We start from the raw sequence: 14,800 nt of genomic DNA, 5'->3' as shown, positions 1-14,800 counted from the left end.
TTTAAAATTTTACCCCTGAGCCAATATCTGGCTGAAATATTTATACAAAACAGTGTCTTCTTGTCTCGAATCTCTTCTCTCGAAGAAATCGTTGATAGTATTCTCAGAAGATGCCCATTTGGTGATGTTGCTCGTTACCGACTCTATGAGCTCTGGTGCAAAACTTACGTAGCCTACTGGAAGAGAAATATTTCTTTCATCCGTCATTGGTAGATGGAGGAGGCAAGCAACCATGATATTGGGTAAAAGTAATACTTCACAGTTTTCTCCACCGAACTGCTTTTCGCAGCCGATAAGCGCTGGGTCGATATCACGATTTCTGTAAACTTTCCTTTGCTCAATCGCTTCGCTGACACTCGAGCATGGGAGAGCTAAAACCGCTTTGGAAGTTTTCTTTCTGTTATCAAATAATGAGGTGATCGATTCAAGCAATACGCCAAACTCTGAGGTGCGTCCCCACGTTGAATTGTCTCCTTTTGAAAGCCAGATTAGTCCGCTCGACTTGGGCTTTCTCGAAAATATTTCTGTTAACTTCTCAGTAAGAGCTTGAGAATTGAAGTCTGAATACAGGTTACCGACAATGAGTTGTGTATCTTTTGAGTGATGGGCCGTTCCATCAGCATAATGCTTAAGGAGTAACTCAATATTGATACTATCGGTTTTGTCGTCCCAGTACCGCGTTAATATCGGATCATCGGTTGCGCTTATATAATCGCTAAAATCTCTCGTTACATCACTGTAGGGCTTAGTGCTGATTGCTGCATCCATATAGTTAAAAAGTGATTTGCTGATGTCCCACTCGTCAAGGTTTGAGTCTTCATATGCAGTTTGCAACACATCTTGAGCATCAGTTTCAATGTAGTACTCAACAGGAATAGGGATGGATATATCAAACTTACCGTTTACATGGTTGATTTTGTATAACTCTTCTCTCTCTGAGTATATATCTTCACCCTTAACGACTTCTCGAAAATGCTCAAAATTGCTGTCAAATGCCGACATTGCTTTGTCATTTAGCTTTGAATAACAATCATCGGGTAACGGTAGCGATATGGAAGTGCTGTTTATGCCGCTGCGTTGTACCGTCTTCGGCAACATCCTGAATTCGCTAAGTTCGAAGAATACGTTGTCGGTTTTATCTACCACCTCGAAAAAGCGGGGTAGCATATTACCTTCTATTTCTTCAAAGTTTTCCAATGCATGAGCCGTGAGTTCTATCTCATTGTCACTCCACTTGATCAAACTTTCCTCTATCAAGTCGTCTAGAACGGCGAGCGTTTCTGCCGCAGTGAATCCAAAATAGTCCTGAATAAGCGATACAGGAGACTTACCAACAGAATGAAGTACACGAATAATAAACTCTTTTACTACAGGGAGTTGACGCTTCTGGCTGACAGTGTAATCGATAAAGAATGCCTTTGTTGGCAGTCCGAAGCTAATTCTGTTTAATTGTATTTTCATTACTGCGAAATTCCTTTTACTGGGCGGATAGAATAATCAGGGGAGTTATTGTCCTCGATAAATTTAAACACACGTCCAAATGCGGAAGATTGATTATGCTGGTTCCACATTTGACTATTGCCAACAATAAATAGGCATTCTTTGGCGCGTGACAATGATACGTTGGCTCGATTTTCGGATGATACATAGCCCTGTGTACCCCTTGCATTACTTCTTACGAGAGAAAGAATTATGATGTCGTTTTCTTTACCCTGATAACTATCCACCGTATCCACTTTTACAATGCGTCTCTCAAGCAAGCTTCTAGCCCACGGCATGCTGTTAATTTTTCTAATCAGGTGCCTTACTTGTTCTCCATACATGCAGATGACCCCGATTTTAGGCTCTTCTCCTTCTTTAAATATCTCACCATCGCTATCATACATTCTTCTGATTATTGAGATTATGCAGTCGGCTTCAAGCGGGTTGATGAAGCTTTTCCCATTAACGCCTTTTCCTGTAGGAGTGGCCTCCCTGTTTTGATTCCCTTCGCCCGATGTGTCAAACCATGTCACTGGAGTAGCGAATGAATTGATTAGATTCTTATAGCTATCATGAGTTATAGAACGGCCGGTTTGCAGAGCACCATCATAGAAGTTTTCTGACACGAGTTTGCCAATCGGTGGGGCCATCCGATATTGAGTGAGAAGAGAACGACCAACAGTTTTGCCATAGTCAGAAACGAAAGCCCTTTCAAAGTCACTTCGTTTCAATTCTTCTTCATCTAACTTAGGCAGTTCTCGTTTGGCGGCTTTAATATGCGCTTCGTCAAACAGTGGCGGAAGTTGCTTATGGTCTCCAACAAGCAACACCTTTTTCCCAACCTGCATAGCAATCGCCAATTCACTTGCTGGGGAACGAGCTGCTTCGTCAATAACGACGAGATCATAAATATTTTCCTGCACACCGTAATGGTTCCGACCAATACCTACACAGGTGCCACACACAAGGGTTCTGGTTTTGGCAAGGAAGTTTTGAAACTGGGCTTTTCCTGATGCCATTACACTTAACCATTCGTTAGATGTCTCAATAAGGTTGCTAACTTTGGATATCAGTTCCCTTGAGTAAATATCGAAATGTTCAGCGAGGTGTTCTAATAAAGTACTTCGTATCTTAGATAGTGGAACACCCGTAAAGGAGGGAGAGTCAGGTAATTGTCTGGCCAAAAAATCGTTAAAGTTCGATTTTAGCTTTGATTCTCTTTGCGTAAGTTTAGCTGTGCCAGCCTGATCTTCATCCTGAGCCTGAGATAGTAATTGGTTAAATCGTTGACCGTAGGAATCCTCAAATTCTGTAATGACAGAAGACATCTCGGCTGGTATGCCAATGTGTTCAAGTAGCGTACTTAGTCGCTCTTTATATTCAGCCCTAAACTTGTCACGATAGTGTTCTTGTAGTGCTTTTTCACCAACATCAGTCAATGATGCAGATAAGTTTGATTCATCACCAAGACGGACAATATCGATTGCTTGCTCCGTTCTTTTAAAAAGTGAACGAACTCTCTCACTAGCATTATTGACGGCTTCGTGAGATTGACTCACAAGCAGTACACGTCGAGCTCCTTTCATTATTGAATAATGAATATAGGAACCGATAAAGGCTGTTTTACCCGTTCCGGGGGGGCCTTGAAGCAAAGCAATAGGACCATATTTGTACAGTGCCTTGAAAGCATCTCGTTGTTGTTCGTTTAAGGCGAATGAAATGCTGCCATCTTCTTTGTATTCAGTATAGGAATCTAACTCATCTTCAGTTGGTGTTATACCTTCTATAATTTGAGCATCAAGTCCGGGAGAAAAATAGTCTGGAAGATCAGGTATTATTGCTCTACCTGTTATTAATTTTGTAACCGCTCTTTCTCGTTTAGAAAGTGACGCAGCGCTCATACTTCCCTCCAAAATGAGGGTGTCGCCTGCTTGTGGTGTATTATTACCGCGAGTTTTTAATATGAGATTGTCTGAGTTTAAATCTTCAACAATACCGATTACTCTTAGTTCGCCCCGCACTTCCATTTTTACATTCACTCGTTCGGTTCGTAGGTCGAAGTCGAATTTGCTGTCGTCTAGTGAATAGCGGAAACTGAGTAACTGATTGGCATTGTAAACAGGGTCAGTCACAACCTGAATTTTGGGATAGCTTTCTTCCTCTGTATCGACAAGCACTTTCCAAATTTCGCGAGCATCCAATACCGTTGACTTAGCCATCTTTGGTAGTGACAGAGTTGGTCTTATGGGCCCTTCGGCTTCAGCATTCGTCTCACCGGAAGTTCTGGCTAACTCTTTGTAGGCATCACTTTCGAGAATGAAGTTGATGAAATCTTCGGTTGATCCATGAATATTGTTCGACAGGTGAATTTCACCAGTTAGCTTTAACTGAGAATCGCGTTTATTTCTGATGAACTGGTCATGTCGAATGTCATTTTCTCTGAAACTGACAATGAACTTTCTATCTTCATTAATTAACAAGCTTATATTTTTCTTGATGCCACTCAGCTGAACACTTAATAGATCTCTATCTTTACCCGCGTTCTGCTTAAGGGTCATGTAATAAGCGCCATCGTCTGAGGTCAATATCTCGGTGACTGTTCGACAATTCTTATGATGGATCTCATATTTTTTGATGGTAACTGGAGGCGGTGGATTAACAATTTCATCGAAATTATCGAGTAACTTTTCTAGTTCGCTTGTCGACACTTCAGGGAGATCAAGTAATTCTTCTGTATATTTAACGAGATGAAGAGAGCTAATCGTCTGAGACAGTTCATGTATTATCTTTACGGCAGCAAAACGATCAATGGTGGCCTTGGAAAGGCTTTCATAGGAAGACGGAACATAGGAAGGTGTATGTTTGTCTGCGTTGTTTAAGTCATACTCCACTAAGTCGATGAAACGAATGTTTTCATTATCAACAATTATATTTTTAGGGTGTAAGTCGCCATGGTGAAGCTTTGCGCCATGGAGTTTGAGTAAAGCGAGTAACAGCGTCTTCGCCAATGCATAACCGCTCGGTTTCTCGATATTCTCAACTGCTTTTTCCCACGTTACCCCCTCGACCCATTCGTATTTAAAAAAGGCGCAGGTCATTGTCGGGTTAAATCCAAAATCTAAAATTTTAGGAAGGTAAGGTAAAGCGGCTTTATTGATGCTCTCAAGCCTGCTGAAGAACATCAGAAGCTCATGGTTTATTCCACCGGTTCCGTTTGTATCACTGACCCCAAACCATGCTTTTACCCCAAAAGAGTCATCAGGGGCTTTTAATAAATGACATATCCCTTCTGTTTTAAAGGGCACGGCGCCAAGTTCTGTATAGACGTTTTTATTGGTATGGTATTTTGCTAGAAGTGACAAAGTGTGTGTAGGGTCTTCTGCACCAGTTCTTACTAACTTATTTAGCGCCGTTTGCGCATCACAAAGATCCTGAAATCTATCTCTGGAGTCGAGTTCAAGGCCGCGAGAAAACCAGTCTCCAAGCTTTTCACTAATTTCATTGCCTGCAATTGGGGTCCACACATAGATGCCTTCTTCTTTCTTGGGCCAAGTATCAAACGCTATGTAGTGACAAGCCGCAGTTGCTAAATACACATCTCTGCTAAACGCAGTTGCATGTGAGGTTTCTTCAAAAAGCTCTTCAGGTGTCTCGACTCGCCCATGTTGAATAATTTTTCTGACTGGAGAAACCGTCTTTTTATCGGGATCTGGGTAATACGCTGTTAAAAAGTTTGAGAGGACCACTTTACTGGGTAGGGATAACCAAATGCTATGCGAACCGAGATCGCGGTGTGCCACTTCAATATCATGAAGTCTCGATAGTCGACTAACCAGAACTTGTATTAAGTCTAATCTGTTCTGTGTCGTTAACTTTTTGTGATTCTTACGAATAAAGGTATCTAGTCTTTCTTTCTTATTAGGCCACTCGTAGAGCTCTACGAAGTCTTCCGTTAAATCTGTCGGTATATGAAGTAACTGAAGGTGACTATTCTTTAAATCTTCATCTTGAGTGTCAATATAACCTAGAACATTAGACTCTCGTTGAGCAATTATTGCACGCTGTTCAGGGGTTCTAGAATGCTCAACTATGCATGGAGCAGTAAAATCCCATCTTCTCATTAAGGCTTGGTAATTAGCGTTTTCTGCCTTTTGGCTCCGATATTCAGCATACAAGTTATCTTTGTGCTGAAAAAGCGAAGTACCGTTTAATACATAGCCATTTGATGAAAAGGCTTTTGCTTTGAAGTCGGCGCTATTGTTAAGAAAAATTTTATTCCAAATTTTAATATTTTTTGTTGGGATGTCTTCTTTTCGGTCAAAACTGAATGGGCGTCCGATAATCTTTTTGTATATTTTTTCGTCACCGATGTGTTTGAACTCATCCAGTGTAAAAACGCACTCTCTTTCTTCTTCTGAAAGATGAGAAGCGTCAGCTGAGCCGCACAGAACGACACGTTTATCAACATAAGGCACATATCTATTACCGCGCTTTTCTCTCAGTTTCGTCTTTAATATTTTTGCGGCTCTACTTGCCTGAGATAACGCGTTAATACGGTTTTCTTGGCGACCATCATCGTACTCCTGAACCCATTTGTTACCTTTAGAAAATATTTTACCTTTGTAGTTTTTTAATTCGACAACGATTATTCGGTCGTGAGTAATTAGAATTAGATCAGCCTCAAAGTCTTTTCCCTGACGGCCAAGCATTTCTAGAGAAGAGTAGCCTATCCAGCTATCAGGTAGGTGCTTTGATAAAACATCGTTAGCTTTAAGTTCGAAACCATTGATTCCTTGAGGATCGAGACATTTTATGTCCATACTGCTTCCTTGAAGAGTGATAACTAAATTTTGATGAATACAATCAGGCTATCGCAGTAATAGAGAGGCTTTTTGTTGACTAACGAAACAGCTTGGCAGAGCAAGTGGGATAACGTTCAACTTCGATAAGCGCATTCCATTTCTGCTTATTAAAACGTTTTGTCGACGTTCTTCTTTATTAGACTAAAGTTTAAATTTTTATAACGATAACTCTTAATCCATTAAACGTAAAGTTCTACTTTCAAGTGTATAGCTGGTAACTGTAGCTCGACGAAGAGGTTAGTAATAAACGAAGACGCATCAGTACATCATCTGGCTGTTAGAACATACCAAATACGTTGTAATGGAGGGCCACAACTCGAAGAGGGAATGGATTGAGGTTGTCCCACAGCGTCTCAGCATACTTATAGGGCACCTCAAAATCATTGAGTGAACATACAAGGAAGCGCTGGAGAAGTATCCTAGAAAAAGTTTAGCGCGAGATGACATCGTAGATGCTCTAATTGTTTATGCATCGCATTTGCGCACAACGAGCAGCGCAAAACAGTAACTTCGAACCCGAGGGATAATGCCAGTGGATTACCGATGTAAATGTTATATATCGGGTAGCTATCGACTTTCGTCTCTGTATTTGTGAGCCTTTGACAACCGTCTACCTCTTCAGTCCCGGTTTATACCTAATGGTTGCCTAGTATAATCTTGCAGCGCGTTAAACAAGTCATTTAATTCTTCTGTGTCAAAAAGTAGCAGGTTGCTGACAATTTGGCTCAGTCTCTTATTTTTGCCAACCTTGCTCAGGAGCTCAATTTTCTCATCGTCCTCGAATTGTTGAGTCAGAGACTCTAGTTGTTTGACATTTAGCTGGGCTAAATCATTTAAAAATAACATGCATTTCGGTTCTATATTGAACAAGGCCGATGTATCAGCAGCGAGGAAACCTCCAATAGCGAGGGTTACCCGCTCATCCAGACCGTATACCTTACTGATGCGCACGAGGAAATCCCGAGACGGCTTTTCGGTCCCATTCTCAACGCGGCTGATATAACTTTTGCTGACACCAACCTTACCAGCGACGGTAAACTGTGAAAAAGCTTGCCGGCCGTGCTCGCTCATAAGTGCTTCGCGACAGTGTTTTAAATAATTATTAATCATAAGGTTTCGTAATTACGAAACTTATAGTAATAAAAAGGACCATACGAATACAATACCTGTTTATATTTTGTTCTCATAAAAGCTGGTTTTTTAGTCCATTTGGTTTGATATAACTAATTAAGCAATAAAAAGATAATCAAATAATTTTAAGTTATTACAGGGTTTTACTAAAATTATTTGAATAAAGCCCTTTTTAACCATTCATATGCAAACTAATTTGACACAAATAAGATAAAAATCAGTAGTTTAAGTTTTTTCGAAATATCTTGCAGCTTCGATTTGTGGGTCTATAACTGAGTGATATTGAATTCACGAGTCAAAGAGGTTGTAGATGACAAAAATGACAAAACATAAGCAGTTTGATCCGAAAGCTAAGCTGCTTATCACAGAAGCAGATGCTGAGCGATATGCGAATTGGGCGGAAGCAAGAAATAGAAATGAAACTTATGAACCGTTCATACGCGCTTGCTCAACGCATTCGTTAGGCCGTAAGCACTACTTCTTTTGTCCTGTCCTCAAGCGAACCGTAAAGTTACTTAGCGACGGTGAACTGTTGGCATATAAACACCTTATTTGGCAACCGGGCGTCATTAATATCGAAGAGCAATATGCGCTCAATCCGTCTCGAACATTTGAGATTGCTACGGAGAAGGGGGTTGTCCACCCTTATTCCTACAAGCAACACATTCACCATGTGATGACATCAGATTTCAGGGTAACCTCTTTAAATCATGAGGGCGTTCCTGTTAAACACACTTATGCTTACAAACCGAATTTTGATCCTAATAAGCCATCTAGAACGCGGCAGAAGTTAGAAATTGAGCGCTGTTACTCAGCCGCTGAGAACATCGGCTATCGCGTTCTTACAAGCGAAAATGTCACGAAAGCATGGTACATGACGCTGCGCTTCTGCGAGATGCACTACGATGAAAGCCTTTCTCCACAGGATCTCGAAGAGTTCTCTCAGGTGCTTACCCGCGCACACATCAACCAGCCTTGGCAGCCTCTAAGGCAGCTTTTAACGCGCATTGCGGCTGTTTTTTCTTATTCATTACGTAAGTCAGAACGACATTTCAAAAATGCAGTCCTCAAGCGGTTTATTTGCCCAGATCACAATACGCCCATTCAATTAAATAAACCTCTTCTGCTTAAAAATCAGCCTTTACTGGAGCTAGAGGAGTTGCCCTATGCTGTATAAACGTAATCAGGAGCTTCGCCTTAAACCGGCATATGAATCAGATATAAAGTGGGCGACACAACATGATGCTCTCTCGATTGTTTGGGTTAACCTAAAATTAGGGCGCGCAGCCATCGCGAATATGTCAAATGTGTTTGGCCTTGACGCTAATGGAAAGACGCTCGCTAAAAAGGGTGAGCGGAAAAAAGCTCACCAGATACCTAAGCCCAAAGTCTTTTCATTCGACGATATTGACCGCATGTTCAGCTGTGTGAAAGTGGGTAAGGGGTTAAAGTTTTTCAGACTTCCCAAAGTGCTGAGAGAGCCAGATCAGGTTTTAGCACCAGAGCGTCTTGAAAAATATAAAGAGAAAAACGACAGAGCACTTGAAAGGTTGGGCGGCCTTATCGATCCAAACGTAATTGAGTCTTACCTGCTAGGCTATGGCATTGCAGAAGAGTTGGAGGATGCGTTAACTCAACTGGCTATTGCTAACCCAACAAAGAGCTTTTCGTCTCCAACGGCATTAATTCGCCATCTTAATCAGTACATTACGTTCCGTGGTGTTGCAATGCCGTTGATCCCTTTGGGTTATCTGAATTGCGGTTGCAATTACCTGCACAATACCGACGATATGATCATTAGGCGAGGAGCAGCAGGTAAGGATGGTAGAAACGCAAACACCGATTACAAGGCGATTACACCATCACATAAAAAACTTATTAAACGACTATCCAGACAATTTGGGACCTCCAATCGAAATGGCGCACTTCGCTATACCGAAATGCACTACGTGTACTGCATAGAAGCTCTTGAGGCAGAGGGCATTGATATGCCCGAGCCAGATGAGCAGGGGAACCGTAACTTAAGTGAGTTCGAGCCACACATCCTCTCATATGGCGCTTTTCGCTATCATTATTTAAATGAATTGTCGCTAACCGAACAATTGTTTCTGCGTTATGGAACGATAAGAGCGCAGCGAGACTTTTTAGACCGGCAGGGTCATGCAATTGATATGAACCTTGGAGCAAACGATGTAGTTGAGATTGACTCTACTGAGCTCTCTCTTCATGTGCGGGATCCAAGGGTCGGTGAAAAGCGGATGTCAGCTGGGCGCCTTTATCTTTGCGTAGCTGTCTGTGTAAGGACGCGATATGTTTTGGGGTACAGCCTATCTTTCAAACCACCTTGCTGGGAAAACGTCGCTGAATGTTTATACAACATCGTTGCAGACAAAAAAGAGTACTGTAAAAAATACGGGATCCATCTCAAAGATTATCAGTGGGTATCACATCACTTATTCGATTCAATCCAAGTTGATAATGGTATTGAATATCCGGAAAACGAAGTCGATGAGCTGGTTGCCAGTCAGTTTGGTTGTGGCCACGTAAAAACTGTTACTAAAGGTCGGGGTGATTTAAAGCCAATCGTAGAGCGGGTAATTGGCTACTTTGACGATATGGTCTCCACTATGGACGGTGGAATTGAAGCAGACCGCGATAAAACAGAACAAGATGCATCCCAACGAGCTTTACACTCGATTGAAGATGTTCACCGAAAAATTATCAGAGAGATAATTACAGAAAACCTTCGTAAAGACTGCGCCGACTTGATGGATAGCGACATGGCGCACCATAATATTGGAATTTCACCACACAGTCTCTGGACATACAGTATGGAATGCCAGATGGGTGGTGGGCATCCTATTGATATTTCAGAATTACCTACTTACAGATACATGCTGCTTCCCAAAGCATTGGTGAAAGTGAGAGAGGACGGCATTCACTTCAATGGTCTGTTGTTCCATTGTGAGTATGCGAAGAAAAAAGACTGGTATATTAAAGCCAAATACTTGGGTGAGATAGAGAAGCGCATGGCATATACACCCAGCCTCTGCGACGCCATCTTTTATGAAGATGACGAAGGCACTATTCACACCTTTAGGCTGGCAGATCAGAAGGAGCAATACTCTGGATTGAGCTGGGAAGAGGTAAAAGAGCGTCGGGCCTATGTCGCTGAACTCCGCTCGTCAAATAAACGCCAGAAACTTGCTGACAAGGTTGCTAATGCTGCGGAGGACAGAAAAGACCGTAGAGCAGCAGAGGAGGCAGCAAAAGGAAGTCCTAAGAATGATCAACTTGGCTATCAAAGTGGGGCCAATGATCGTCGAAGAGAGCTTGCTGCTGAGCAGTCCAAGGATAATGCTCAGAAAATTCATGACCAGCTTTCCGATGTAACAGACTCTTCCGTCAGTCCATTTTCAGAGGAGTCAGCAATCTAATGCGCTTAGCTAAATATAATACGCATCCGCTATCGATTTACGCAGGAAATCCATTGATTGAGACGCTTGACATCATCAAGTACTCATCAGATTTTGAGGGAATAATTGAAGAAAAAAAGGTGCTCCCATCGGATATCATGTCTTACGATCCATTTGCTGGGCAAAGCGTGATAGGCGATTTGGAGGACGCTTACATTCCTCATCCCAATGCGTGGCATATCTATAAACAGCTCACGCAGCAGATAATGGCAGGGTATCGTAAAAGGAACCCTGCGACGGCTTCTGGGCAATATTATCAGAACAAGGTACTGGTAATGTGCCAAAACGGCCAGTCTGTCGAACTCGACAAGTTTATGGGCTCTGCCGCTGGGACTTCACGTTGCTCTCTCTCGACTGGCCTTTCAGGGACAGGGAAGACCGAAACGTTGAGACGGATTTTACGGTGCATCCCCCAGAAGTATCGACATACTAAGGTTAATAACCGACATCAATGCTTTGACCAACTTGTCTGGGTGTCATTTGATGTTACAACAAGTAATAGTCTGAAAGGCCTTGCTTCCAATTTTTACAGGGCCGTTGATCAAGCCATCGGCACTTCATATGAGGATGACTATCCGGAAAAAGGTTTAGGTGTGGATACGCATATTAACTGTGTCCGCAAAATCTGCGCAAGGCATTACATTGGCTTGGTGCATGTTGACGAATGTCAGCATCTACTGAAGGGTATTGGTAATCCCATTAATACTACGCTTGACCATTTGGAAAGCCTCTTTAACCGAATCGGAGTACCCATGCTGACCACCTGTACACCGGAGGGGCTTCGATTGTTCTTTGACCAAGATTTAGAAAATGCCAAGTTACAAAGTACTCGGCGGCTGATGTCGGATCGTGTTTATGATTTTTCGCCAATGGAAAAAGATTCACTTTTTTATAAGACATTCTTCGATACATATTTGCCTGAAAATATTTTTCATAATACGGCGATTACGTCACAACCATTTAGAGACATAATTCATTTCAATACCTTTGGTTTACAGGCCATTGCTAGTCACCTGATGAGACTTTTTTTTGAAGCCGTGCAATCTAAACCTGAATTCTTAGAAGGCGAAAAGTGCTTTGATCTGCTGGAGATGGTTTATCAACAACACTTCGGTGCTATGTCTTTAGCAATTGAAGAGCTAAGGAGAAACAAAGCGCAACGTTATGAAGCTGAGCGAGCGGCAATTCAACAAGCAGAAGCACAAATGGAAATGCTGCAACGTAAAGAGCAAAACGAAAAAGGCAAAGGTTTTCGAACTATGCATTCATCCAGACGCGCGCCACGAATTGCGCATACGTCCAGTTTGCTGAAACTGGCTGCACTCGATAAACGTTTAGCTAATGTGATAGACGCATCTCCTCTTTTGACTGGTTTTGCTGAGGCGCACCAGTGATCCAGCAGGACGCCTCTCCATTTTCGCTAGCCAGTTTGCCGGACGAGCATTACCTCTCTTATCTTTGGCGATGGGCTAACCTGTCAGGAAGTAGATCATTATATGCAGGTCTGTTTGCGCTAACAGATTCAAGAACACTGGGATTAGCCCGAGCATTAACTCCACAGTTTCTGGCTAGTGTATTAGAGCGGATGCCAGAGCATATCGACGTTAATGCCTTTATGCTGGAGAACACACCTGAGCGCTTTTTTAAAAGTCTAAAAGGAACAGAGTCTGGTTTTATACCACTGGGGAAAAACGTGGGTGTCGATTTTGCCAATAAGCATCTTCGTTGGTGTGTTGCCTGTGCGAAAGACGATGAAAAAAGCCACGGTCTGGCTTATTGGCGAAACAGCCATCAAGACCATAGACTGATGCGCTGTCAGAAGCATGGCTTAAGACTACTGAAAACCTGTCACTTATGTAAGCGGCATAAAGCTTTGCTGACAAAATTAGGGCAATCGCCGACGTCAGCGCGCTGTCAGTATTGCTCAAAACAATTGGAAAATCATTTAGTAAAAAAGCTAACACCGTTTCAACAATGGTTGGAGCAATTACACCACCTGTCGAATCATGGGGTTCAGGTAGATCGTAATTCGCTTATCAGGCGTGTGCAGGCAGTAGTGGCAGGTGAAAGTGCTTTGATGAAGCAAAGCCCGAGAAAGCTGTCGGAGCGTCCGCAGAAGCGCTTTATTGATGCATTCAATGATACAAAAGCATGTGACCATTTCTCTTTTGGTGAAGTGCCATATGGTGCTTTAAGTTCTTATTCTCAACTACATTTGTCTTACGTATTAAATCCTGACATTAACCACTCATCGATAATATACGCATTATTAGGGTGGGTCTTTTTATCGACAGAGGAGCGCAAAGCCAGCTTTGGGACTTTCTCGGCTGGAAAGGCTATTAAGGACTCAGTGTGATGGCTTTTCCAACACCAATGCCCGATGAAGCACTGTTAAGCGTGATCCAGCGTGCGGTTGTGTTAGACACAGCTGCCACGGAACGCAAAGCAGCAAAGCGACTATTTAATTCGTCGTCTTTGCAATTTTGTTCTCCGTTTCCTAGCTGTATCCCTGCGATTGCCGAGTTGAGCGGTATGACAGGTCATTACTGGATACAGCGTCACACTATACTCCCCGTTTTCCGGGCTCTTACACCTGTTTCCAGATATGTTGATGCCTATCAAAACCTGCTGAATGGGAAGGGTGACGCAGTGTTTAAGTCACTATCACTAATTGCTAATCGACAGTGTAATACAGGCGCTATGCGATTTTGTTCCGAATGCGCAGAGGAAGATAGCAAAGAAGTTGGTTTAGCATATTGGCATGTAGAACATCAGCTGCCCGGCACCTTTGTCTGTGCCAAACACAAGATTCGACTAATGAGCACTCCTGTATCTCGAAAGCGATTTGATAACTGGCCACACAGAGGCGTAGCGTTTCGTCACTTGGCTTCCAAGATTGAAATGAAGTTGGTCAGATTCGCATGTTACTTCCAGTATCATAGTTCTGAACGCTTTCGCCATTACCTTTGCGATATATACAAGGCTCGGTTACATGACATGGGGTTTCTCACTAAATGTGCACATGTTCGCCTGAAACAGCTACGACTCTCAATGATAGAGGCTCTTAAACCAGTTCTAGACTACTCAGAAGTTAAAGGGATTTTTGATGACGCTCGTTATCCTCTTTACCCTTCCAGTGTTCTGACTAACAGAGATGCTGCTATATCACCCTTGAAACATCTGCTTATGATGACTTTTCTCTTTGATTCTGTAAGTGATTTACTAAACAGTGATATTGAATGCTCACCAGAAGTGGTTCAGGCAAGTACGAATCCGAATGCGAACGATGAACTGAGTAGTGATATTGACGATATCATACATGCCCTTAAAAGGGGTGACAGCTTAAGATGCGTCGCCGGGAGCACCGAGCATTCGGTTGCTTATGTTAAGAAAGTAGCGTTGACGACTGGTGTTGCTATTGAAACCCGCGAACAAAAGCTTTTTGCAACAGAGCGGCGGCAGATAGCAATTAAACTGTTAGCGGGAAAGAGCACAGAAGATATTGCTAAGGATTTCAATTGCTCAAAGGGGGCCATTGAAAAAATTCTAAGTCAGCACCCGGATATCGTGACACTAAGAAGACGGCGCCGCAAATACGCCAAAATGAAGTTAATGCGTCAATCACTGTTAGAAACAATCAAGTCGATCACAACGCCACGAAGACAAGACGTGAAGTATGAGAATCACGTAGCCTATTTGTGGCTATATAAGAATGACAGGCATTGGCTCTATGCACACTTGCCCAAAGCAATCCCCAGAAATTTGAGACGTAGAAAGCCAGTCAGTGACGAGTCGCATATATAAAAGCTTGTGCTGAATATTAAAGGGTTGACCATTGTAGGTAAGAGT

The 14,800-nt window shown here is 42.5% G+C and carries 8 protein-coding genes; 5 read left to right on the top strand and 3 right to left on the bottom strand.

Going from position 1 to position 14,800, the window contains the following annotated elements; translation table 11 throughout:
• Positions 1-9: 9 nt before the first annotated feature.
• The 3 genes from BM528_RS15940 to BM528_RS15930 all read right to left on the bottom strand — a co-directional run bounded on the left by BM528_RS15940 (position 10) and on the right by BM528_RS15930 (position 7,454).
• On the bottom strand, positions 10-1,461 hold the full coding sequence (locus BM528_RS15940; protein WP_071980690.1) for a hypothetical protein: 1,452 nt from the start codon (positions 1,459-1,461) through the stop codon (positions 10-12).
• The gene (locus BM528_RS15935; RefSeq protein ID WP_071980689.1) at positions 1,461-6,302 is read right to left on the bottom strand and encodes an AAA domain-containing protein; all 4,842 of its coding nucleotides are present in this window, start codon (positions 6,300-6,302) and stop codon (positions 1,461-1,463) included. The genes BM528_RS15940 and BM528_RS15935 overlap by 1 nt, the downstream gene beginning before the upstream one ends.
• 660 nt (positions 6,303-6,962) lie before the next feature.
• Positions 6,963-7,454 (bottom strand): helix-turn-helix domain-containing protein, encoded by a 492-nt coding sequence (locus BM528_RS15930; RefSeq protein WP_071980688.1) that lies wholly within the window; start codon positions 7,452-7,454, stop codon positions 6,963-6,965.
• Positions 7,455-7,785: 331 nt separating this feature from the next.
• Between BM528_RS15930 and BM528_RS15925 the strand changes: the two genes are divergently transcribed.
• The 5 genes from BM528_RS15925 to BM528_RS15905 are packed head-to-tail and all read left to right on the top strand — an operon-like array spanning position 7,786 to position 14,755.
• Positions 7,786-8,652 carry a TnsA endonuclease N-terminal domain-containing protein gene (locus BM528_RS15925; protein ID WP_071980687.1) on the top strand — a complete coding sequence of 289 codons (867 nt, stop codon included), beginning with the start codon at positions 7,786-7,788 and terminating at the stop codon, positions 8,650-8,652.
• Positions 8,642-10,912 (top strand): hypothetical protein, encoded by a 2,271-nt coding sequence (locus BM528_RS15920; protein ID WP_071980686.1) that lies wholly within the window; start codon positions 8,642-8,644, stop codon positions 10,910-10,912. Before BM528_RS15925 ends, BM528_RS15920 begins: the two co-directional genes overlap by 11 nt.
• The gene (locus BM528_RS15915; RefSeq protein WP_071980685.1) at positions 10,912-12,345 is read left to right on the top strand and encodes an AAA family ATPase; all 1,434 of its coding nucleotides are present in this window, start codon (positions 10,912-10,914) and stop codon (positions 12,343-12,345) included. Before BM528_RS15920 ends, BM528_RS15915 begins: the two co-directional genes overlap by 1 nt.
• Positions 12,342-13,307 (top strand): TniQ family protein, encoded by a 966-nt coding sequence (locus tag BM528_RS15910; RefSeq protein WP_071980684.1) that lies wholly within the window; start codon positions 12,342-12,344, stop codon positions 13,305-13,307. Before BM528_RS15915 ends, BM528_RS15910 begins: the two co-directional genes overlap by 4 nt.
• Positions 13,307-14,755, top strand: coding sequence for a TnsD family Tn7-like transposition protein (locus BM528_RS15905; RefSeq protein WP_071980683.1), 1,449 nt, complete (start codon positions 13,307-13,309; stop codon positions 14,753-14,755). Before BM528_RS15910 ends, BM528_RS15905 begins: the two co-directional genes overlap by 1 nt.
• Positions 14,756-14,800 lie beyond the last annotated feature (45 nt).

This window comes from Alteromonas sp. RW2A1 (genome assembly GCF_001886475.1).
Classification (GTDB): Bacteria; Pseudomonadota; Gammaproteobacteria; order Enterobacterales; family Alteromonadaceae; genus Alteromonas; species Alteromonas hispanica.
This window is presented reverse-complemented; position numbering and strand designations above follow the sequence as displayed.